This is a genomic window from Oribacterium sp. C9, assembly GCF_002007235.1.
Taxonomy (GTDB): domain Bacteria; phylum Bacillota; class Clostridia; order Lachnospirales; family Lachnospiraceae; genus Oribacterium.
This window is the reverse complement of the sequence record NZ_MUHW01000026.1, coordinates 25173-48813: the sequence shown is the minus strand read 5'-3', so window position 1 is coordinate 48813 and position 23641 is coordinate 25173. Positions and strand designations below refer to the sequence as shown.

16 protein-coding genes are annotated in these 23641 nt (G+C 41.8%); 4 read left to right on the top strand and 12 right to left on the bottom strand.

Annotated elements, in window-relative coordinates; translation table 11 throughout:
• From BXO88_RS16585 to BXO88_RS14110, 3 genes are all read left to right on the top strand, one after another.
• Window positions 1–2918 (top strand): hypothetical protein (locus BXO88_RS16585; protein ID WP_168171726.1); only part of this gene is annotated, 2918 nt, incomplete at its 5' end.
• Window positions 2919–4113: 1195 nt separating this feature from the next.
• Window positions 4114–4863 (top strand): hypothetical protein, encoded by a 750-nt coding sequence (locus BXO88_RS14115; protein ID WP_078038371.1) that lies wholly within the window; start codon window positions 4114–4116, stop codon window positions 4861–4863.
• Between the two features lie 370 nt (window positions 4864–5233).
• A complete protein-coding gene (locus BXO88_RS14110) occupies window positions 5234–7465 on the top strand; it encodes a hypothetical protein (protein WP_168171725.1) in 2232 nt (743 codons plus the stop codon).
• 32 nt (window positions 7466–7497) lie between these two features.
• Here the strand turns inward: BXO88_RS14110 and BXO88_RS14105 are convergent, their stop codons facing one another.
• The 4 genes from BXO88_RS14105 to BXO88_RS14090 all read right to left on the bottom strand — a co-directional run bounded on the left by BXO88_RS14105 (window position 7498) and on the right by BXO88_RS14090 (window position 9324).
• A complete protein-coding gene (locus BXO88_RS14105) occupies window positions 7498–7899 on the bottom strand; it encodes a PD-(D/E)XK nuclease domain-containing protein (protein ID WP_078038369.1) in 402 nt (133 codons plus the stop codon).
• Between the two features lie 359 nt (window positions 7900–8258).
• Window positions 8259–8666, bottom strand: a complete 408-nt coding sequence (locus BXO88_RS14100) for a GNAT family N-acetyltransferase (RefSeq protein WP_078038368.1) — start codon at window positions 8664–8666, stop codon at window positions 8259–8261.
• Between the two features lie 17 nt (window positions 8667–8683).
• On the bottom strand, window positions 8684–8971 hold the full coding sequence (locus tag BXO88_RS14095) for a helix-turn-helix domain-containing protein (RefSeq protein WP_078038367.1): 288 nt from the start codon (window positions 8969–8971) through the stop codon (window positions 8684–8686).
• Window positions 8968–9324: a type II toxin-antitoxin system RelE/ParE family toxin gene (locus tag BXO88_RS14090; RefSeq protein ID WP_078038366.1), complete on the bottom strand. Its 357-nt coding sequence runs from the start codon at window positions 9322–9324 to the stop codon at window positions 8968–8970. Before BXO88_RS14090 ends, BXO88_RS14095 begins: the two co-directional genes overlap by 4 nt.
• A gap of 720 nt (window positions 9325–10044) precedes the next feature.
• Between BXO88_RS14090 and BXO88_RS14085 the strand changes: the two genes are divergently transcribed.
• The gene (locus tag BXO88_RS14085; RefSeq protein WP_078038365.1) at window positions 10045–11799 is read left to right on the top strand and encodes an ammonium transporter; all 1755 of its coding nucleotides are present in this window, start codon (window positions 10045–10047) and stop codon (window positions 11797–11799) included.
• Window positions 11800–11930: 131 nt separating this feature from the next.
• Here the strand turns inward: BXO88_RS14085 and BXO88_RS14080 are convergent, their stop codons facing one another.
• The 8 genes from BXO88_RS14080 to BXO88_RS14040 form a co-directional block, all read right to left on the bottom strand.
• The gene (locus tag BXO88_RS14080) at window positions 11931–12785 is read right to left on the bottom strand and encodes a DUF5688 family protein (RefSeq protein WP_078038364.1); all 855 of its coding nucleotides are present in this window, start codon (window positions 12783–12785) and stop codon (window positions 11931–11933) included.
• Between the two features lie 708 nt (window positions 12786–13493).
• Window positions 13494–14489 carry a prolipoprotein diacylglyceryl transferase gene (lgt, locus tag BXO88_RS14070; protein WP_078038374.1) on the bottom strand — a complete coding sequence of 332 codons (996 nt, stop codon included), beginning with the start codon at window positions 14487–14489 and terminating at the stop codon, window positions 13494–13496.
• 20 nt (window positions 14490–14509) lie between these two features.
• Window positions 14510–15880, bottom strand: a complete 1371-nt coding sequence (locus BXO88_RS14065; RefSeq protein ID WP_078038362.1) for a hypothetical protein — start codon at window positions 15878–15880, stop codon at window positions 14510–14512.
• Window positions 15881–15966: 86 nt separating this feature from the next.
• Window positions 15967–17850, bottom strand: coding sequence for an MBOAT family O-acyltransferase (locus BXO88_RS14060; RefSeq protein WP_078038361.1), 1884 nt, complete (start codon window positions 17848–17850; stop codon window positions 15967–15969).
• Window positions 17851–17947: 97 nt separating this feature from the next.
• A complete protein-coding gene (gene ligA / locus BXO88_RS14055) occupies window positions 17948–19963 on the bottom strand; it encodes an NAD-dependent DNA ligase LigA (protein WP_242945234.1) in 2016 nt (671 codons plus the stop codon).
• 71 nt (window positions 19964–20034) lie between these two features.
• Entirely contained in the window at window positions 20035–20868 is an 834-nt protein-coding gene (locus BXO88_RS14050) for a pseudouridine synthase (protein WP_078038360.1), read from the bottom strand.
• A gap of 14 nt (window positions 20869–20882) precedes the next feature.
• On the bottom strand, window positions 20883–21923 hold the full coding sequence (gene queA, locus BXO88_RS14045) for a tRNA preQ1(34) S-adenosylmethionine ribosyltransferase-isomerase QueA (protein ID WP_078038359.1): 1041 nt from the start codon (window positions 21921–21923) through the stop codon (window positions 20883–20885).
• Window positions 21924–22244: 321 nt separating this feature from the next.
• Window positions 22245–23618: an HD-GYP domain-containing protein gene (locus tag BXO88_RS14040; RefSeq protein WP_078038358.1), complete on the bottom strand. Its 1374-nt coding sequence runs from the start codon at window positions 23616–23618 to the stop codon at window positions 22245–22247.
• Window positions 23619–23641: the final 23 nt, after the last annotated feature.

The following is a 23641-nucleotide window of genomic DNA, read 5'->3' as shown; positions in this document are numbered from 1 at the left end:
TTAAATTTAATCAATTAGCAATGGTGGGGTTACCCACTATAAATGACGAAAGGCCCATTTTTTCTGTTACCAATGCAGCTAGATTCGTCAATATCATGGCATCCCCCAACGTATCCCAGGTCCTCCAGAATAATAAGAAGTATCGACTTAACGGAGTCGTTGGAAAGAACCACAAAAACATCAAGGTATATAATGATGCCGTTGGTTCAAATATTATTTATGACAAGCTTTATGAGGAAGTTTCGAAGATCTGCAAAGCTGAGACCAGAAATAACATTACTGATATGAGTAAAGTGCTCCTTGTAATAGATGAAGCTCATCAGCTCGTAGACGCTACTTACAGACAGGATATTATAGATGATGTCAAGAAAGCCTGCCGACTTGTAGCTGATAATGGCGGTATCGTTATTTATACAACTGCCACTCCTCTCCATATCTGTATGGAAGCTCCCAGCCGGACCGGCCGTATCCTTGTTGATGGAATTTTTGAAAGTGCGAGAGACTACTCTTCAATTATTGAATTCAGAAAAAATAACGATAAGCCCAACTTTGAGAATATAGAAGTTGAGCTTTTTAATGATATCCGGAATTTCCCTTATGAGATTCTGAAAGGTGTTGAAGCAGGAAAGTATTTCCTAATCCAGAACAACGACAAAGACTACAATCTCCACATCGTTAAATACCTTGAGGCAAACGGTATTGCTGCAGTAGCCATGTCTTCTGACGATACAAATTACAGCGTCAAGGCAGACAGTTACACAAACATTGCCTATAACGATATCGTTAAGGATGGCCTTGCTAACCTTGGTCCTGATGGAATAGGTTATCAGGTTATCCTTACTACTTGTCTCCTCAACAACGGAACATCTATTGATGGTCTTGTCTATGAAGATGAGGATGTCCGTAAAAACACGGAATGTGTTTTTGTCTGCAATAAAGCTGAAGATCTTAATATTGAAGATATGAACCAATTCTTTGTCCGTATCAGATACAATCATTCTCAGAACAGACTTTTCCTCCCTGTAAAGACTTTTGAAAAAGGCGAGGATAAGGCATATGTAACTCTGGAATCATTTGTCCATGGATTTATAGATGGTGATTTAAGACCTAAACATATCTCTGTCGAAGAGAAAAATATCCTTGTAAAGAAAGCTGGAGAAGCTTACTGCACAAGAATCTGTAAAAATGAAGACTACCTTGTAAGAGCCCTTAGGGAATATCTTAGGACTCCTGTTTCTGTTGTCCATAATTTAGATGAGCGTAAGAATGGAATTTACGACAGTGAGACCGTTGACTGGACATACAGTAAAAATGACGTTGACTCTATATGCTCTACCATCTTGTCATTAACATCTGATAAAAGCGAAGGGAAACTCTTCTCTTTTTGTAACTGGGAGGTAAATCCGGAAACCGGATATAACGAGACAAGAGAACAGATCAATGCAGTTGATCCGGCTCTGTCAAAGCATTTTGCAGATATCCTTACATTATATGTTGGTGGCTCTAACACTGTTAATACTACAGAGCTTAAAGATGATATACGAGGTGTATTTAAGACAGCTGACTATGAGTATAAAAATCTTCGGAAGTCTCTCTCTGCACTTGAAGACCGTTATAGAAAACTATTCTTTGTAAAAGCAAAGGATGATCTTATTATAAAAAAAGCTGTCGAGGATTACGGGATGATTGAGTCCTGCGCACAGAGAGCCAAGTTTAAAAATAGCCGTGGTAAGATATTTTTACGCTATAAAAACAATATCAGTACTATGATAAGTGATATCATGAACTCTAAGTTCTGTAAAAAACAGGGCTTATTTCTTCATGCCCAGGATCATAAAAATTTCTATCATAAGTGGCTTCAGCTCGTGTTCAACGACCGATTCATGCTCAGTTGGCTCGACTTCGTGGTTGCCGGAACTGGTAACGGATATGGTATCCTTATTTCCTGGGAGAGAAAGTGCCTTATCGGAGCTTTAATGTCTACAGTTGCCAGCATGGAATCTTTTACTGATTACATTAAGGTTAATACAGCTATTAATTTTACTGTTAACAGTATTGGCGACGGTCAGCATACAGACAGTCTGGTTTGGAAAATTGCCAATACACTGCTCCAGAAGCCTTTTGCTCAGATATTTGGAGCTTACGACGAATCAACAAATACTATTAGCTGGAAAAATACAAAGATCACATACGAAGGATGCACTGAAGCTGTTGGATTACTCAGATCCGAGTTGAAAGCTCAGGGGATCTTTATTCATGAAACCGATGAATGTCTCAGAAGAAAAATTCTGAGACTCTACGGCTATATGTTCACATACAAAGAAAGACCAAGAGCTCTCCGTATCAAGAGAGGTAATGGTACTGTGATGCATGTAGACGCAAATGATATCTACATTACCGGAATCCGTAAGGATACCTCATCTATCTACCCTATCTTCCTTTCTTTTGTTGCGAAAAATTTGAAGAAAAAGAAGAATGAATGTAAAACAGCTCTGGAAACTCTGAAGGAAGTATTTAAGGGCTCTTCTTCATCTGACAGCGATATTACAGAAACCGTGAAGCGTTCAAAATACGCTGGAATGGTAGTGACCTGTGATTTAGCAGGTCTGGGAACAACAAAGATGTACGACCTTGCAAAGATTGTAGCTGTAGATGGTTCTCTTGCTCCTTTCGTTGGAACAGTAGCTTTATACGATAAGATTCTCTTTAACGGACTTGAGCCGGTAGCTGTAGCATCTGTTGACTGTAATGGCGTCCTCGTGGGACCTATCAGAACGGTTTCTGATTTCAATGCTGATGCTTATACAAGTGAAAACTCTTCATGGCTCACTATCCCAAGCGGTAAGAGCTTATATAAGAATGTCAAAAATGGTCAGGTGGTCTTCGATACTTTAAAGATCCAGACACTTTTGAAATAAGGTCTGTTTAAAGCTTCTCTGGATTTAAATCTATGTGTGACCTCATAGTTACCTGTAACCTCACAGGTACCGTATACCTATATAAGAGTTTCCTATTCCAGAAGAAGCTTCTCTAATTCAATATCCAGCAGCTTTTTAAAATTCAAAAAAGCTGTTCTTATTAGGTTTCTTGTATACACAAGAGGCCTATTTGTCGTATGAGTTTTTATTTTTTATTAAAGAAGCTTCTGGGATTTAAAGAGGTTTTCGATGATAAGAGGCTTTATTTTATATAAAAAAGCTCTTAAATTCAGATACTTTTGTACCCACCTTATTAGGGAAGTTATATATAAATAAACACATGTGCTCACCCACCAAACATCAACTGCCGCAAGGCTCCGAAAGGTATCACTTTGTCTTGAAGGCTGTGGAATCCAGAACAGATTATTTCTTCCGGTAAAACCCATATTAACAGTGTATTAATTGTTAATTTTAACCTAAGGTAGCAAGACTCCCCCGCCTTTAGGCATGGGGAGTATCAAAAGCAATATAAAGAAAGCTATTGTTTTTTAAGTTGCCGGAGCAATGTTGGGGTTAATTTCAAAGTGTATTTGGGTCGAAACTGCGAGATTGTTCCACGCTCCCGCAGATCCAGGTCTATATAAACCTATCTGCTTCGCAACTATATTAGTGATTAGGTTTATAAAAATTCTCAGGAATGAAAGCCACTTTTCTTATAATATCTCGCCTAAAGATGCTAATAGTGCAATCAACATAAAAGAATAGGCTTAAGCTTACTCACAGAGCAAGTAACCTAAATCTTAAATGCACATATAGTAGAGCGGGCACACCCAAAATAGGCAAAAGCCTTACGCTTGTGGAGATCGACGAGAACACTGCTTATTTGGATAGGTGTGACAATAACCGTATTCCTTAAAGCAAGAATCACTGTAGCTTTAGCTTGTGGGAGTGTCAAAACTCTCTACTCCTAAAGCCACTGGTTCTAAAAACAGGTCAAGTATTACTTAAAATTATCACACATACATCATGTATTTACGTTGCATCTTAAAAAATGCACTTTTTTTGTTCCTAATTCCTCAGAATCTAAGGCAGACCAGTAATGGAACTGTTATAATGCTCGAAATGAGAAATGAAAGAAAGGATGCTTTCATTTCTGAAATTATTTTATATGTATTTATAAAGGAGAAAGAAAAGAATGAGAAAGACATTTTTCGCTGCATTTGTCGCAGCTTTATCTATATTTAGTGCTATACCTTCATATGCTAGAGTTTTAGAAGGTCTTTCAATAGATTTTCTTAGTGGAATTGATACAGTTGGATGGTACCATGATGGTACCGGATGGAAGTATCGAAATACATCAGGACAAGATACATATGGCTGGATATGGGTCAATGGAAGACTATATCATATCGATGAAAAAACACGTTACTGCGATCTCGACACCACAGTGATAGAAACCCGGAATAATCATGAAGGTCGTTTCACTGTTGATAAAACTGGAGCCTTAACTGAAAATGGGGTAGTTGTAGACTTAGGTCATAAAGATGGTGAATTTACCTTTTTGACATTTGACCTGAATCTAAATTCGGATCAGGGACCAATACTGGATAAAAACTATTTTCAGGAGCTCGAAAAAAAAGCACTCAAATATAGCCTCAGACCAACGGGCGAAAAGATTTATTGGGGTGAGGTTTCAGACTACAATTATCATGGATGGGTTATAGCAGGACCCGGTTTTGCAAATACTAGCTGTGTTACATTTTTCGATGAAACCGCATGCCGCGACACAACTTGGGGAAAAATGAAGGAGCACCCTGAACATACATACAGTCTCAAACTTATGGCCGTATTTGATGACCCCGGTTCTATGCGTTTGAACTTTTTCGGCGGTATTATATCACCTACATCATCGCTTGTTCCTGCCGGATATCTCCCCACTCCATAAATAACCATATTAATTGTGTCACAATAAACCGTGGATTTTCTGCGGTTTATTTTTTTGCATAAAAAATTAGCCCATATTACCAATATAAAGTATACCCCCTGCATTTATGCTTAACGGTTCCATTAAAACCGCAAACCATGAGTGCGGAACAATAAAATGAAAGGATGGTAATATGCGGAATAAAAAGAAAAACTTTTTAAGATGCGCAGCTCTTTCTTTATCTATATTATCAGGATTAAACACGATACCAATGCCTGTATATGCATATACATTTGGTAATGTCAAATCAATCAACAGGCTTAATGAGGTTAGTAGTAATAATGTCCCTATTTGGCAATCAATATTTTATGCAACTCCAGAAACCAATGAGGTGTATATCTGGGGAGCAAGGGAAATAAACCAATTACATTACACTGGAACCAATGGAAAGTTCGAACCACTTTCCGAAGACTACAAAGAGGATGAACAAGATGAAGAACTGTATAAACAATATTACGGTCTCAGCGTTAAATCAACAGCTTCAACTGCAGCCGGTACCAATCATAGATACGCCACCGTTGCATATGCGGTCACTTGCGGATACGAAACAGTAATTGTTGGTTTTGACCCGATTTTTGCTCCGGGACCAAACGGTGCTAAACAGAAGGAACTCAACTTTATCAAAAAGGAAGATCTTCGTAAAGCGGCAGAAAACCAGGGCGTTAAAGATCCTGATGATTTTGTGAGCATCGTTTTTGAGGAGAGACATAAGGATGGAACACCTATCAAAACATTCGTCAGTACACATGCTCTCTTTGTTGTCACCCACAACGGAACTCAGGGAATCAACAAAAGATATGCAAATGGCAGGATCACCTATAGCCCATCGGGAGAAACACTTGTGGATGGGGAACCACTTAAGGCACTTGTCATGGAAAAAGGTATAGAAGGTGCTAACAAGATTCTTAGCCTCACATTCCATGATCAGATTCTAACAGAAGAAATGAAGCAGTATGCTGGTGGTCAGATAGGTTTAAACACAACCAACACTCTTCCTCCATTATTGGCAGACGGCTTCAGCAGTACTGCCCAAAATGATATAAAAAGAAATGCGAACAGAGCAGCTAATCGTATCCGGACAACACAGGAAATTATCATTCCCCCTGTTCCTAAGCGCGGTGATCCCGGTATCTTCACAACATATCATACCTGGGACAACACAACTAAGGACAGAACTCAGGCGCATCCTTATTATGTTACCTATAATGATTCCCGTACTTACGAAGATGCTGATGGTCATCATGACGCATTTACAGAAGAGGATGGTCACGGAATCGTTATTCCTTCAGGAGAAAAACTGATAAACGGTGCAGAAAATGATGCATACTGGGGTTCTCTGTCATTTGAGATAAAAGAGAGCAGGAAAACATTCTCTGCTACCTACGAATATGACTGGACCTATATGTATTGGGAACCTCACCACGAGTGGGTCAGCACCAAAAATGGCGGTCACTGGCGCGGGGGATGGGAATATCAACTGATCACCAACAGTAAAGTTCCTACCTCTACAACAAGACAGGCGTATACTTATGCCCTTGCTGCACAGGACAGTGATCTTTATACATTCGAATCTACCAAGACATACAACGATGCTTTCACGGCTGGGTCAAAGATGTACACATCGAAGAATCATCACACAATAAACAGTCCTATTGCACCAAGCAACACAGGTCCTGTCAATGATGGAGTTACAACAACTGTTGAGCAGCCTCAGTACATCATGACAACCGGAAACATTACCTGGCAGGATGTAAATCCTAAAGGAAACGACCTTGAACTTGGACATATCGGTACATTCAAGAGAAATCCTTTATCTAAAGCTCGCGAATTAGCTGAGGAGAACATGATGTATCATGTAGGTGATGGTATAAACGAATCCCACCTCGGAGGAACCGATATCCCGGTACAGTCATTTGCATCAGTAACCACTGATAGAGCAAGCATCATATACGGAGGTCAGGAAAAGAACTTCCTCGAAGGTAAGACTACCTGGGCAAGATTCGATAATTCCAATTACACCTATAAAGATGTCTTTGGAAAAAACAACGCAGAACAGGTTCCATATCTGACACCTCTTTACCCTCCAAATAAATTCCTGGAGAGCACAGGCGGTGGTGTTGATGTGAATACCTTTGAAGCTTCTCCGGCTTTCAAGGATGAACAAATAAAAATACCTGAAAATCAGGCGAACGGTGACTACCCTACTTCAGTTGATGCAAAATATATAAGAGCTATCACAACAGGAAACGTAGTTCTCGGAAAGAACGACAAGAAGGATTTTGGAAAGGAAGGGAAAATCAAGGCTGACTACAAGCACAACGAGCCCGTCAGAGTACAGACCCCTGTTATTGCTCCTGTGGAAATATATAGAGACAATGGTGAGAATCTTGATAGTTCGAACCCTAAGGTTTCGTCTGCAGAACGTGATGCTGTTTATACTGGTGGTGCAGTAAATAAAAAGATCGGAACACAGCTTGTTGCCGGAAAAGAGCATTCGAATATCCCACAGCTCAGACTTGACGAGACTTATTGGTTTAAGTTCTCTACGAGATCACATGCCTAAAGGCAGAGGTATCACGCTACACATCGATATAATTAACGTTTTTTTATAAGAAGTTCTTTTCCTTTAAATGCAAAGGCAAGTTTTATTATCTTCTCTTTGGAGAATCCTGCTGTCAGCAGCTCAGTTTCGTACTTTTTATCTTCGATCTGTTTCAGTACCATATCACAAAGTTCCTCCAGAGTCCTACCATTATCGATCCGACGCTTGGACTTAAACTCGATAATTATAGCATTATCCTTTTTATCTTTCGGACGGAGCATGACATCATAACGGCCAAGGCCGCTCTCGCGATTTGACTTTATCTCATATCTGTCACGAAGCTCCACAATGAGCCCAATCACAAGACCGTGATAGAAGTTTTCCGGAGCTGCTTTACCACTTCCGTCAAAAGTACTGATCATACTTTCGCAGATTTCTGATAATGTATCAGTCATATCATCTATGTTGCCTTCCAGAAGTGCTTTTACGAAATAACTATAATGACTTATATCTGATATCAATATACTGAAAACCTAGCATTTATGTGGATTCAAAGTCCCGCCATTTCATGAAATATACGCACAACGGCAAATTACATATATTTTGCCGTTGTGCGTCAAGGTCTAAATCTATTTATCGCCACAAAAAAGCAACCAGGACTATTCCCGATTGCTTTGCCAAATATTTAATTTATCATCAAATTAGTCAGGTATAAAAGTGTACCACAGAACTTCTGAAGACATATCAAATGTAAGATCATTGCTAACATCCTTTATAAGAACTGCCTCCATATTATAACAATGTTTTTACTAATCTATAAAACCTTGAGCAACTGAACCAGTTTATGACCTTGCTCTCTTTCGGTCTCTCTGACATCAAACCGTTTAAAGCCATTTTTCTTTTCATAGAACTCGAGTACCTTTTCCTCATTTTCTGCCTCAAGAAAGCAAACCATTCCGCCTGCCATATACTGTAAGTCCTTTATCGTCTCTATAGCTGCCTGGAGTAACTGGGTTCCGGTTATTCTCTCATTAGCTCCATCCGTAAAGTTCTTACCAAGCTGAGCCACAAGATATGCTGATAATGTATAGGTATTGCTCTCCTCATCAAGTTGACTGACTCTGGCAATCCTTCTCTTTATTGTGTTACTGAACTTATCTGCACTCACATTTATGGGCTTAACCGCCAATGTAAAGTAGCCTACAAGGGAAATGTGATTCATTGGCTACGATAAGCCAATTATGCTCTTTGTTTCGGAACAAATTCTATTTTAAGAGCCATTCCCATGCCATCGGCAAGCCTCTTCAAAAGATTAAGCGATGGATTTCTGGTTCCATTCTCGATTTTGCTGATATCTGCCTGATTGATACCGGTGCGCTCAGCAAGTTCCTTCTGAGTAAGATTCTGTGAATTTCTGGCATCTACTATTGCCCTGATCACATCCATTTCAGGCTTAATAGCTTCATACTCTTTTCTAAATTCCTCATCTTGCATTTGTTTTTCAAGCATATCATTAAATGTTCTCATGATTTATTCATCCTTTCTATGTAATCTGATCTTCGCTGCTTTGCCAGCTCTATCTCACCCGGCGGTGTCTTCTGAGTCTTCTTTACAAATCCATTGGTAAGTATAATCTGTCCTTCATAATAAAAGAAATAAAGGACTCTGGTAATATTGCTTCCAACCTTACATCTAAGTTCAAATATTCCATCATCAAGATGTTTGCTATATGGTTCTCTGAGCTGATTACCTTTTTCCTGCAAAAGTCCGATCATACCATACATCTTAGCTCTCATCTTGACGTCTAGCGCATTTAAGAAATTCTCAACCGGAACTTCTCCATTTTCTTTCTCATATGCTATTACGGTAAATTCATTCATAGCTTTCCTCTTGCTTAAATTGTATGGCATATATGCCATATTGTCAAATGGTTCTAATTTGGGGATTCCTAACTTGCAAACTTAACGCTAGTTTCACAAAAATGGTGCCCGACCTCTATATTTCTAAAAATGAAATTATAATTTGCCATGAAATGGGCTTTCCAAACCGGGCACCATTTCGGGCACCAATTTTTTACAAAATATATGAATCTATAACAACTATTATCTGAGATGAATATACTGAGAACCCAGTATTTATGCGGTTTTAGAGAGTTTTAAGGATTTTTATGGAGATATATGAAAAAGGTACTCAAATAACGATTCCTAATTTCATTTTTTATATTTCTCCTTCTAAAAAGCTTGATCTTACGTGCTTTGTTTGACTCATAAATCATACCGGGCACCGCAACGGATACTACGATACAGAAATCGTTGCTACTATATCATATATTTCCGTAAGATAAAAGCATGTATAAGCTGACATTCTTTATGGTTATGTGAGTTTTTCCAAAATCGAAATTGACAAAGTTCTTAAAAGGGTATATATTTTCTGACCATAAGGGGCAAGGGTGCTTCGGTATGACAACCGAAGCACCTTTTTTCTTTACTAATACTTCTGCGCAAGGGTGCGTTTCTTTCGAGAAACGCGCTCTTTTTTTGGCGGTAAAACCACGCAGAATATAAAAAGGCAGGATGCCTAAAAGCTTAAGGGGGTAAAATATGACAACTGAAATTTTGGAAGCCATCCACAGTGAAGTGTATGGCGTTTGGTTCCTGATCGGTGCCGCACTGGTATTCTGGATGCAGGCAGGCTTTGCGATGTGTGAGGCAGGCTTCACCAGAGCAAAGAACTCTGGAAATATCATCATGAAGAACCTGATGGATTTCTGTATAGGTACCGTAATGTGGTTCATCTGCGGCGCATCTCTGATGCTTGGCGAGAACATGCTGGGCGGCTTTGCCGGAAAGTTCTCTTTTGACGTATTCAGCAATTACGGTAGCTTCGACTATTCAGGCTTCGTTTTCAACCTTGTATTCTGTGCCACAACAGCAACCATCGTTTCCGGTTCCATGGCAGAGAGAACAAAGTTCTCATCCTACTGTATCTACTCAGCAGTTATCTCCGCCATCATCTATCCTATCGAGGCTCACTGGACATGGGGTGGCGGATTCCTTGCACAGTGGGGCTTCCACGATTATGCCGGTTCAAACTGCATTCACATGGTCGGAGGCATTTGCGCCCTCATCGGTGCCTGGATGCTGGGACCACGTATCGGAAAGTTCGTAAAGGATAAGGATGGCAAGATCACCAAGGTCAACGCTTTCCCGGGACACAATCTCGTAATCGCCGCTCTCGGTGTATTCATCCTCTGGCTCGGCTGGTACGGCTTCAACGGTGCTGCTGCCACAGATGTAAGCACACTTGGCTCAGTTTTCCTTACAACTACAGTCGCCCCGGCAGTCGCAACCGTTGTTTGTATGATCTTCACATGGGTCAAGTATGGTAAGCCAGATGTTTCCATGTGTCTCAATGCTTCTCTCGCAGGTCTTGTGGCCATCACCGCACCTTGCGACGTAACAGACTGTGCAGGCGCAGCAATAATCGGTGTAGTTTCCGGAATGCTCGTAGTCTTCGGTGTATGGTTCTGTGATAATGTCATCCACGTTGACGATCCTGTCGGTGCCGTTGCAGTTCATATGTTCAACGGTATCTGGGGAACTCTTGCTGTAGGTCTTTTTGCAACAGCTTCAGCTCCGGGATTTGAACTTGCCGGTATCAAGGAAGGTCTTTTCTACGGCGGCGGATTCTATCAGCTCGGAAAGCAGATCGGCGGTATGGCAGTAACCATCGCATGGACAGTAGTTACTATCATCATTACTTATTCACTCATCAAAAAGTTCAACGGACTCAGAGTTTCCGAAGAGGAAGAGATCGTTGGTCTCGACCGTAAGGAGCATGGTCTCACAAGTGCTTATGCAGGTTTCTCCATCATGGATATTTCAAACACCATGACTATGGAAGTAAACGAGAACACAAGTCTCGGTTCAGATGATTATGAAGAAGCAAGCGACACTCTTAAAGATGCAGCCGTAAAGGTTGTCAATGCTTTCCCTGATACAGGAATAAGCAAGGTTGTAATCATCGCACGACTCTCACGTTATGACACTCTCCGTAAGGCCATGAATGACCTCGGTGTTACGGGTATGACTGTTACTCAGGTAATGGGCTGCGGCATCCAGAAGGGCGCCGGCGAGAAATATCGAGGCGTTGAAGTCGATGCTACTCTTCTTCCTAAGGTTAAGGTCGAAGTCGTAGTGGGAAATATCCCTGTAGAGTCAGTCATCGAAGCTGCGAAGAAGGCATTGTACACAGGTCATATAGGAGACGGAAAGATCTTCGTATACCCTGTTGAGAAGGTAGTCAAGATAAGAACAGGCGAAGAGGATCTCGCCGCCTTACAGGATGTAGAGTGATTCCAAGGGACATCCGTTAATAAAAGACCATATTAAAAAACATAAGACAGTAGCGTATATAAAAACTGTAAATCAATCCTCCCTGATTTAAAAGTTTGCCGGATAGCCGAAAAAGCTATCCGGCTTTTTTATCAGGCCGTCATCCTGTATGCTCTGTCCGTGAGCCTGTCTTCAGGAGAAACCATTGTCTCATTGATCTCCTTCACCATATCGCAGATAAGATTCAAATCGAACTCCACCCTGCCCGGTACCAGTATCATCTCATGCTTAGACGAAGGTATGACTATGAAATCCTTCACACCGCATTTTTCTGCCAGAGACTTAATATTCTCCCTGTCAAGAATGGCGCTGGCGCCATAATATTTCGCCTTATTTGTGATGACATACATAGCCCTGTCACTTTCTTCCATCATTTCCTGCCTTTTCTCTTCGCTGAGTAAAGGATCCCTGCCGGACTCCTTCATCAAATCACAAACCATATCATAGACAGGAGCGATAACAGTTTCTTTCCTAAGATTCTCTTCTGCCTTCTCCCAAACCTCGCTCTCAGACAGACCGGTGCGTTTCAGGATCATATCGCTTAGCTTAATGCTTCCTTCTGTACCTTCCACCTTCACTCTGAGATACAGATAACTCTCCAGTCCTTCAAATTCACAGTTTCTTTTTATGAGCTTTTCCGTGCTTTCCCTTTGAACAGCGATACATACATGAGACAGTATATATTCACGGGTCAAGGTATTTTCAATGTCAAAGTTCAAGCCGTCGTGCTGATCCGCAATACAGAGTATCTCATCTGTAATGGACTTGATATCCACTCCATTCTCCACATCCTTCATGAACTTATCCAGATAGATATTGGGAGAGCAATTGCCCTTTCCTCTTATGGCTATAGCCTTTCTTACAACACCGTTTTTAACGACATCGTTGAGCCTGGCATCGCGACCTCTCTTCACGATCTCCTCCAGTAACATTTCTTCAGTTGTCATAGTATTTCTCCTTTTGAAGTTATTACGAGCAACAGCCACCTTTTGGTATCCGATGTTTTTCCGAGAACTGCCATAATAGATGCAAACAGGGATAAAAAAATTTTCCTACTGCACTTTACGGTCTGTATAACATAAATTGATTTTGGAATAAAAATTGAACTTTTGAAAAAATTGAACTATTAAAAGACAGGACATCGAACGATGCCTCAGACCGGATTTACTGTTCCGAAAAATGTGTCACTTTATAGTCTGTACCTGCACACTACGTACTGAGTATCCGATATTCTCATCAGCCCGCTTACGAAACCTGAATAATACATGCATAATTTCGCTATGCTGATATAAATAATAAAATTGTTGGAATCCGCATCAGAAACCTGCGAAAATAAAAGATAATTCTCAAAGATAGATGTTGAAGATATATGAACCATCTTCATGATATGACGATCTGTTCCCTCAGATCGCATCAACTCGTAACTGCATTATACGTAATGATCCTTATTTCGGCAACCAAAAAATAAGAAAATCTGAAACTATTTAAAGTTGTGTCATAGCCTTTTCCACAGCATTTTCCTATACATCGATAAAAGGGGAATCCTTATCCGATAAAAAAGTCCGAGAGACAGATCGACTCCCGGACTTTTCCACATATTCTATAAAAAATTATACATATTAACCGTCTACTGTATCAACAGCAGAAACTTCGTCTTAGTCTACAGGACTTTCAACCACTTCTTCAGCAGTTGTCTCTGCAGCCTTCTCACCATTTTCCTGACGAAGCCCATCTGCATTCTTTGCTGCCAAGGCTTCAAGCTCCGCTTTAAGTGCCTCATCCGGTCCGTTCTTTCTCACCTTATTAAGGTTATAAATAATAAGTCCTGCACCCGCTACTGCAAGAAGTGCTGACAGTGCCTGAGATACAGCGATATTGGTACCCCAGAGATACAGAGAGTCGGTACGTAGTCCCTCTATCCAGAAACGACCAACTCCATAGAACAGGAGGTACTGGAAAAAAATCTGACCTGTAAACTTCTTTTTTGGTGCCATCAGGTAAAAGATGATCAACGTGCAGAGATTCCACATTGACTCATAGAAGAAGGTAGGATGGACCTGAATGAACAGATTCTCTCCGATCTTAAATGAGTTCATAAGAACCTCATCATTCAGCATATTTGGATTTACCAATGCTTCCTTTATACGCATGGCAAGGAATGAATCTGTAGGACCTCCAAAGGCTTCCGTATTAAAGAAATTGCCCCATCTTCCTACGCTCTGCCCTATGAGAAGTCCAAGAATGCCTGAATCCATCATGGAAAGAACATTGATCTTTTTCACTCGACAGAAGATCGTACAGCCTATGACACTCACGATGATTCCGCCGTAAATGGCGAGACCTCCCTGACGTATATTCAGTATTTCATCAAGATGCTGTGAATAGTAATCCCACTCAAATATGACGTAATAGGCTCTCGCTCCAAGTATGGCAAAAATCACCGTATAGAGTCCCATATCCTGGATATCGTCTACCTTCAGTCCTCTTCTCTTATAATCCATGCTTGCTATCAAAAATCCCAGCAGCATGCCGATTCCTATAATGATTCCATAGTACGCTATCCTAAAACCGAAAATAGAGATGCTGTTCTTAAGATGCTCTACCCCCACCCCAAGATGCGGAAAATAAATGTCAAAATTGTCAGTATTCATCCAAAAACTGTCCTTTCTATTTATGATATCCCTTTTGATGAGCAAAATACCTTATCCAAAACCACTTCACCATTGTCCCTGAGTTTCACTGTCATCCTGATAACAGGTACATCATGTTCCGTAATGACCACTCCTGGAGCCATGGGCTCACCATCCATATCGAAATTCACCCTGTCCTGAGCTATGCCCTGATCGATACTTTCTGCTTCCGTGATCTTCAGTCTGCTTCCGTGAAGCTTATAAAGCATTTCTGAGACCTCATCCGGTTCATAGTCCTTTGTCACAGTCATTTCTGTCTCATACTCCGGATATGACGCAAACATCAGCAGAGTTTTGAAATCCGTCTGTGCCGCCATTTCCGCAGAGATAACAGGAACATAATAATGTTTAAAATCTTCATTCCAGTTGCTGTACTCTGCATTTTCTCGCTTGTCAGTAAATCCATAGTACTGCTTTAAAAGAGCACCGAGATACATGGTGACCTTGTAAGCACCTACTGCATTGAGATGAGCATTGGCATCAACAAAATCCGTATTCCAATTGATGACCTTTGAGTCAAGCATCTTATCCAGCTCTGCTCCCCTCATAAGGTCAATGACTCTTACCCCAAGCTCCGAAGCCAGCCTCATGACCCTGTTCTCTGCCATCTGATTTTCCGGACATGCAGGATACGGCACTCTTATAAAACAAACTTCAACCCCTGCATCACGACAGGTACTGACAAAGTTTCTGATATAAGTATCCGCGCCCTCTGATCCCTCCATGGTTATCTCAGGATCGACTCTCTCATATTCGTGAGGAACAGCTACACCATATCTTATCTCAGAGCCGCAGTTTGAATTGAATATTTCAGTATCAAAGGCCGCCTTTGCGGACTCCTCAGTCACCTCATCCCATCTGCTGTGATAAACAGAAAATGGGAAAAACAGCTCTGCCTTTTCCGCTGTGCTCCGCCCCTTGAGAAGATCCTGTACCGCCATGAATTTGGTTACTCCCATAGGATAAGCATCCATGGAATAGTGCATGAAACTTATATCCATATATGGCTGATCATATGCATACATATCGTATATGTCGAGTATGGCGAGCTTAGGCTTATGGTAATTCAATGACTGTCGGAGAACCCAGTAGGACATTCCGATAGACGCTGCATGACCTCCCAGATTGAAGCTTGTGATACCGTAATTGTTCCATAGCTCCATAGGCTGTATGCCGCTGAGAACATGACTGGAGCCGTAGAATATCACATCATAATCCTTTTTTTCCTCAAAAAACTTCACATATTTTCTTTGACTCACTCCGCGAGTCGTAAGCTTGTCTCCGATATAGATCCCGCCTGCCACCATGACCAGAATCAACAGTACAGAGACTATTCTTTTCCATATTTTCATTTATTCATCCCACTCATCTGTAATCCTTTTTGTTTATATACCACATGCTACAAAGACATAATGTTTCACTTCCGACACTATGCTCCTTAATACTGAAAATATATAAAACTCGATGCATCGTAGGAATTTCCCCAGATACCAAAGATGAGGATCACCAGGATCGACACTGCTATGATAAACTCCCGGAGAAGCATTGGCCTCTGAAGTATCCATTTGCGAATGTTTCCACCGTGATATTTCACATAATCACTGAGAAAAAGTATGGCGATACAGATCAAAAGAAGCCAGAAATTTCTTTCATTAAGTCCAAGCTCATATACTTTAGACAGACTGATATCACTGAGCCCGAAATTTGTTCTGACTTTTTCTATCATCAAGACAGCATCGCTGAATCCTGCTGCTCTGAAAAAGAGCCACGAAAAATCGATCAGACAGAAGGTGATAAATATCCTTATGAGCTTAAGTATGCTCATTCTAATGCTTCTCAGATTAAGCTTTCCTTCTCCGATTCTAATTCCGAACACGCCGGTTCTAAGGTGTCCTCTTCTTGCCTCCTCGGTCTGCCAGGTAGCCATCCCAGAAGAAACTCTGAGGGATGCTCTTATATCCTCTGCAGAATAAGCATTATCATCACTTTCTTTTGAATTATCTTTATGCTCTTTTTTCTTTTTGTTAAGTGCCTTCTTTTCCCATGGAGTCACAACATCTGTTATGGGCGCGATAGAGGAATAGATCCTCATACTCCCTGCCATTGCAGGATTCTTTTTTAAACTGAGTACATTCCTGTCGAAGCCGAATATTCTGAGAAGCAAAGTTCTCACAGGTGTAAGTATCGCTCCGATTATCTGGTAAAGACCGTTAAGTCCTCCCCATACAACATAGCTCCACTGACTTCCATGCCAGAGCCCGCTGACAACGAAGACTACCAAAACATTAAAATAACGTCTCAGAAAATTGCAGCGGCTTCCACCCAGCGGAAAATAAAGATAATCTCTGAACCAGCCTGACAGGGAAATATGCCAGCGCCTCCAGAAATCCTGTACCGAAACACTGAAATACGGACAGTCAAAATTCTCCATAAAGGCAATGCCCAGCATATCGGCGGCCCCTGTAGCTATGATGGAATAACCGAAGAAATCACAGTAGATCTCAAAGGCATAGATCACGGTTGCGAGCACTATGGTCCAGCCGTAAAGCTCATGATAATTCTGATACACGAAATTCACGAGTATAGCTGCCCTGTCTGCTATTACAAGCTTCAGGAAAAAGCCCCAAAGCATCAGCATGAAGCCGGAGCTCACTCTGTTCCAGTCAAATTCCCTTGTTCTTACATACTGAGGGATCAGGGACGGCGCCCTTCCTATGGGACCTGCGAGAATGGATGGAAAGAAGCTGACGAACAGAGCATATCTCAAAAAGTTCTTTTCTGACGGAATCTCTTCCCTGTAAACATCTATGAGATATCCCGCCGCCTGAAAGGTGAAGAACGAGATACCAACAGGCATGACGATATCGAAACGGTCGATCTCTACAAAAAGATCCATCCGGTGAAGAAGCTCTTCTATATTGGCAATCAGAAATCCCGTGTATTTATAGAAACAGAGAAGGCCAAAAACTATCAAAAGAGCCACCGTAAGAACTGATCTTTTCTTTTTTTCCTTTCCGGATACTGCTGTTGTTTTAATGTTTCTGCGTCTCTTACTGACCTTGGAATCAAAGTCTGCAGAAATCCTGCCGTCCTCATCAGGATCCCCCCAGGTTGCATGGGAATCCTTTCCTATGATGAGACCTGCAATATATGTAAGGATGGTAACTCCCAAAAGCAGCAGCCCGTATTTCGGATTCCAGCTCATATAAAACCAGTAGCTCGATATAAGAAGCCAGAAATTACGAAGAATTTTCGGAACCACATAATATACCAAAAGTACTATTGGGAAGAATAAAAGAAATCCCAAAGAATTAAAAATCATAAATACCCCTAATTTTTATCAGGTCATCTTCAGCCTGACAAACCATCTTCAAGAGTCATTTCATCTTAAGATAACAACTTATCAATCTACAGGATGATCACTCCGTCTTTCCTTCCAGAATCTTTATGAAGTCCTCTTCAGTAACTATAGGAACTCCCAGTTCCTTGGCTTTTTTATTTTTACCCGAAGTCGAAGTGATATCATTGTTCACAAGATACGCTGTCTTCGCGGAAACAGATCCCGCTGCCCTTCCTCCGGCACGCTCTATAAGCTCCTGAAGTTCCTTGCGATTCGAGAAAATATTCAGACTTCCGGTTATAACTACAGACATGCCCTCCAGAGTCTTAGGAACGTCATCCGAAGTCTCCTGCTTTCTGATATCAAGCTCCTGAAGCAGTCCGCTGAGCTCAGTCATTTTCGCCTCATCCTTGAAGTACTTGACTATATTTTCGGCGAGAACCTGACCTATTCCATCGATCTCAAGAAGAGCATCCACATCCGCAGTTTTCAGACTCTCTATATCATCCGAAAAATAACGGCAAAGCATCTTGGCATTGGCGAGACCTATACCCGCTATTCCGAGCCCGTAGATCACTCTGTAAAGCTCGGTATGGCTCGATTTTTCAGCTGCCTGAATGAGATTCTCATAGCTCTTCTCACCGAAGCCATCCATGGCGATGATCTCGCTTCTGAATCTGTCCATATGGAAGATATCACTATACTTATGTATGAAACCGTGTCCTATGAATTTTTCCAATGTCTGCTCGCTGAGTCCGTCAACATTCAGCGCGTCACGGCTCACGAACAGTGAGAAATTCTTGAGCTTCTTGGCAGGACACTCAGGATTCGGACAATACAGGAACTTAGCCTCATTTTCCGACTTGATCTCAGTCTCATGTCCGCAGGCAGGGCACATCTTTGCCGGCTCAAGCTTTCCTGATCTTGTGAGATTGTCAGCGATCTGAGGGATGATCATATTGGCCTTGTAGACCGTGATTCTGTCTCCGATCCCCAACTCCATATCCTCACAATATGAAATATTGTGGAGGCTCGCTCTGGTAACTGTGGTACCCTCCAGCTCCACAGGCTCAAAAATAGCGACCGGATTTATGAGACCTGTACGGCTCGGCGACCATTCGACCTCAAGAAGCGTGGTCTCAGCCTGCTCATCACTCCACTTGAAGGCAATGGCATTTCTGGGGAACTTGGCTGTTCTTCCGAGACTGTTTCCGTATGCTATGTCATCATAAATGAGCACCAGCCCGTCAGATGGAAAATCGTTGGTCTTTATCTCCTCAGAGAACCACCTCACTGTTTCCTCGATGTTATCTTTATCCACACGCTTATAGTCAACGGTGTCAAAGCCCTGATCCTTCATGAAGAGGTACTGTGATTCGACGGAGTTGGAGAAATCCACAGACTCCCCATTCTCATCCACAGCACTGACCAGCGCAAACGCCATGAGATTCACATGCCTTGATTTCGTAACATTGGCATCGAGCTGACGAACAGAGCCCGAGCACAAATTTCTCGGATTCTTGTACTTGGCATCCGCATCGGAAATGGAGTCATTGATCTTTTGGAATTCGGAATAGGTGATGATAGCCTCACCTCTGAGAACCATCTCACCCTTAAAGCCGATCCTGGTCGGCACATTATCAAACGCCATGGCGTTCTGAGTGATGACCTCACCTATCTCACCGTTTCCTCTTGTGACAGCCTTCTGAAGCGCCCCGCCCTTATATGTGAGCACGACAGTAAGTCCGTCCATCTTCCAGCTTAATAGGCCTTCCTTATCCTGAAGCCATGCTGCAAGCTCCTCAACAGACTTTGTCTTATCGAGAGAAAGCATAGGGCTCTTATGACGCTCCTTGGGAAGCTCGGAAAGAACCTCAAAACCTACTCTCTGCGTTGGTGATCCGCTGAGGACTACTCCGGTCTCCTTCTCGAGAGCCTCAAGTTCATCATACAGGCGGTCATACTCGAAGTTGGACATGATCTCATTGCCCTCAACATAATAAACTCTGGCTGCCTCATTAAGAGTCTTCACCAGTTCCTTCATACGGGCTGTATCACTATTCTGATTATTATTCTGCTGATTCACTTCAGCCATACTTCACCTCTTGTTGCTTTTTGATCAAAGAATCCACTGAACTATCGGGCTTCCTTGTGATAAACAGGTAATTACAGATTCTCGGGATCATCTGTAAGCTCGCTTAACTCTATCTCCCTGTACTGTCCCGGCTTGAGTCCATGAAGAGTGAGATCCATGATCCTGATTCGTTTAAGCTTCTTAACGTTGTAGCCGTGAGCCGCGCACATCCTTCTTATCTGACGGTTAAGTCCCTGAGTGATAACTATATGAAACTCATGCTGCCTTCTACTTGGCGGCAATGTCATGTCCTGCCATACCTCACATGGTCGTGTTGTCACGTCAAGTTCCTTTAAGTAGACTCCATCAGCCAGCTTATCAAGGAATTCCTTTGTGAGGACCTTGTCTGTTGTAACCACATATTCCTTCTCATGATAGTTTCTCGCACGATTTATACGATTCACCAGATCTCCCTGATTTGTGAGAAGTATAAGTCCCTCAGATTCTTTATCCAGTCTTCCAACAGGATATATCCTGCAATGATACTTTATGGCATCAATTATGTTCGGCGCCCTGTCCTTATCCGAAGTGGTGCAGACAATTCCACGGGGCTTGTAGTAGGCGAGCAGTACCGGCTCAGGCTTATCATAATCTTTTCCGTCCTTCGAGATCTGCTCTCCATATCTTTGACTCATCTTTCTGGATTCTGTCTCCAGAAGATAATGCTCCTCGGGATTTTTTGCATTGGCGTTGAGCGCATGCGGATTCACACAGTTTCCGTCAAGTTCGATGGAATCAACTTCTGTTACCTGTTGTCCCATCTCCACTGGTTTTCCGTTCACGGTGATACGTCCGGCTTCCACCAGGCGGTCAGCCTCTCGACGGGAGCATACACCAAGCTCCGATAATCTTTTATTAATTCTCATTTCTATTTCCTATCTCAGTCATTTTTAAAATCCGCAAAGAAGCACGCATCACCGAAGCTGAAGAAACGATATTTTTCTCTCACAGCCGCGTTATAAGCATTAAGCACATGCTCCCTTCCGGCAAATGCTGACACCAGCATCACGAGTGTAGACTCAGGCAGATGGAAGTTTGTGATAAGCGCATCCATGCACTTGAACTTGTAGCCCGGATAAATAAAGATACTTGTCCATCCTGATGTTGCAGGAATGGTGCCGTCAGGAAGTGCCGCAGACTCGATTGTTCTGCAGGACGTCGTACCTGTACATATAACTCTTCCACCCTCAGCGTGAGCCTTATTTATCTTGTCAGCCTCAGACTGCTCGATGATGTAGAACTCACTGTGCATGTGATGCTCCTCGATCTTGTCAGCCTTAACAGGTCTGAAGGTTCCGAGACCGACATGAAGTGTTACATGAGCTATCTCAACACCCTTGTCCTTAACTGCCTGCAGAAGCTCCTTTGTCCAATGCAGACCTGCCGTAGGAGCTGCGGCTGAACCGTCATTTTTGGCATAAACTGTATTGTATCTCTCCCTCTCCTTAAGCTGATGATGAATATATGGAGGAATAGGCATCTCGCCAAGTTTATCCAGAACCTCTTCCCATATTCCCTCAAACTCAAAACGGATGATACGGTTTCCGTCATCTATAGTGTCGATGACCTCCCCCTTTAGAAGTCCCTCACCGAAACTTACTCTGGCACCGTTCCTCATCTTCTTTCCAGGCTTTACGAGACACTCCCAGTCAGTTGCCGACTTTCTCTGTAAAAGCAGCACCTCTATATGAGCCCCGGTCTCTTCCTTAACACCATGAAGCCTTGCAGGAATTACCTTCGTATCATTGATAACCAGACAGTCACCCTTATGCAGGTAATCGATAATGTTATAAAAATGCTTATGCTCTATATTGCCTGTAGTCTTGTCCACCAGAAGAAGCCTTGAATCTGAACGCTTCTCCAATGGATCCTGTGCAATAAGCTCTTCCGGTAAATCATAATAAAAATCTTTTGTTTCCATTTTATTTTTAAAATCTCCTCTGTTACAGTCGGTTTTTAGTCTTACAGGAACTGACTCACTAACGCCAGTCTGATCGCTTACCTTTTATCTGAATATACAATTTGCATCCTGAATTTCTTCTTTAAAAATACCGGAGCATCGTAATATATGTCATTTTGCTTCTTAGCAAATACTGTTTATTATATAACACTTATCATTTTCTTTCCATATATATGTCTACCATAAAAAATACCCATCTGCATCTCTGCAAATGGGTATTTTATCATGTCTGTAAAGTTTGTATCTTCCCGACAAACTTCATAAAACATATATTTATGTAAGCTAATCCTCAATATCAAGTTTATTGCCTTTTATAAGATTCAGCATGATATCCGCGATCTTAGGATCAAACTGTTTTCCTTTTCCGTTTTCTATTTCTTCGATTATGTGCTCTGGTGAAAGCCTTTTTCTGTAGACTCTGTCTGAGTTCATGGCATCATAGGAATCTGCAACACATATTATTCTGGCAATAAGCGGTATATCCTCTCCTGCTCTGCCCTCAGGATAACCTCTGCCATCATACCTTTCATGATGATATAAGGCTCCTTCTTCAACGTTTTTCAGACTCTTGAAATGTCTAAGAATAGCTCCCCCTCGCTCAGTATGAGACTTAATAACCTTGAATTCATCATCTGTCAGCTTGTCAGGTTTTCCAAGAATGCTGTCAGGAACGCCTATCTTTCCGCAATCATGCAGAAGTGCTACATAATAGATCTGATCCAATTCCTCTTCATTGTAGCCCAGCTCCTCTGCTATACGCCTTGTATATTGTGCAACTCGAATCGAATGACCGTTCGTATATGAGTCCTTGGCATCTATGAAACCTATGAAGGTCTCGATTGATTCATTGATGATCTCATTATCCCTCTCATGACGTTCCTTATACTTCCTGATCTGCATTGAAGTAATGATATAGATCAACAGAGTAATGAGCCAGATTATGGCTATGGACACTGCCACCCAGAACAACGGCTCCTTGATCAGACGTCTGTGAAATGAATAGTCAAGTCTCACCGTCATTTCATCTTCCAGATTCTTTCCTATTCCGAAATACATGATGATACCCGGAGTTGTGGCTTTAAAAGGTTCGATGGGCATCTCAACCGCATTGACTGAAGAGCTGGGAGTATAGATGAGATAGTCTCCGGGATTCATGACAACAAGCGAATCTCCATCTGTATAGTAGGTTTCCAGCACATGGTCTTCAGGAACAAATTCACGAAGATCCATGACCTCATCCACTATTTCACCCTTATCCGTATGCTGGTGAAATTCCAAATGTCCATTCCATGCAGACAGGAGAAAAGCTTTATCCTGAAAATCTATCCTGAATTTATAGTCCTGTACGTTATCCTTTGTATTATTTGATACAGTAAAATCTACCGTGTATGCCTGATAATTCGCCTCTTCAATTCCTTCATTATCAAGGTCAAACACCTTAGTCCAGGTACTACCGCGGGGAACAGCAACTATACTGACTTTATTATCTCTGGACCCTTGTACAGAAAACAACTCAGCCCCGGAAAAAACAGCCTCATGTCGAAGCGCATTATACGAATTTGTCTTCATGACACTGATGATCAGGACAATTATTGCAACAACAAATGTCACGATAAATTTTGCAGCAACGTGTTTATGGTTGTTCATGTACTTCATACTCTTTTCCCTTTATTGCCAAA

Bases quoted from the DNA above. Each gene is read 5' to 3' on its own strand.
- BXO88_RS14115 (WP_078038371.1), top strand. From the start codon at position 4,114: ATGAGAAAGACATTTTTCGCTGCATTTGTCGCAGCTTTATCTATATTT.
- BXO88_RS14105 (WP_078038369.1), bottom strand. From the start codon at position 7,899: ATGACTGATACATTATCAGAAATCTGCGAAAGTATGATCAGTACTTTT.
- BXO88_RS14100 (WP_078038368.1), bottom strand. From the start codon at position 8,666: ATGAATCACATTTCCCTTGTAGGCTACTTTACATTGGCGGTTAAGCCC.
- BXO88_RS14095 (WP_078038367.1), bottom strand. From the start codon at position 8,971: ATGAGAACATTTAATGATATGCTTGAAAAACAAATGCAAGATGAGGAA.
- BXO88_RS14090 (WP_078038366.1), bottom strand. From the start codon at position 9,324: ATGAATGAATTTACCGTAATAGCATATGAGAAAGAAAATGGAGAAGTT.
- BXO88_RS14085 (WP_078038365.1), top strand. From the start codon at position 10,045: ATGACAACTGAAATTTTGGAAGCCATCCACAGTGAAGTGTATGGCGTT.
- BXO88_RS14080 (WP_078038364.1), bottom strand. From the start codon at position 12,785: ATGACAACTGAAGAAATGTTACTGGAGGAGATCGTGAAGAGAGGTCGC.
- lgt (WP_078038374.1), bottom strand. From the start codon at position 14,489: ATGAATACTGACAATTTTGACATTTATTTTCCGCATCTTGGGGTGGGG.
- BXO88_RS14065 (WP_078038362.1), bottom strand. From the start codon at position 15,880: ATGAAAATATGGAAAAGAATAGTCTCTGTACTGTTGATTCTGGTCATG.
- BXO88_RS14060 (WP_078038361.1), bottom strand. From the start codon at position 17,850: ATGATTTTTAATTCTTTGGGATTTCTTTTATTCTTCCCAATAGTACTT.
- ligA (WP_242945234.1), bottom strand. From the start codon at position 19,963: ATGGCTGAAGTGAATCAGCAGAATAATAATCAGAATAGTGATACAGCC.
- BXO88_RS14050 (WP_078038360.1), bottom strand. From the start codon at position 20,868: ATGAGAATTAATAAAAGATTATCGGAGCTTGGTGTATGCTCCCGTCGA.
- queA (WP_078038359.1), bottom strand. From the start codon at position 21,923: ATGGAAACAAAAGATTTTTATTATGATTTACCGGAAGAGCTTATTGCA.
- BXO88_RS14040 (WP_078038358.1), bottom strand. From the start codon at position 23,618: ATGAAGTACATGAACAACCATAAACACGTTGCTGCAAAATTTATCGTG.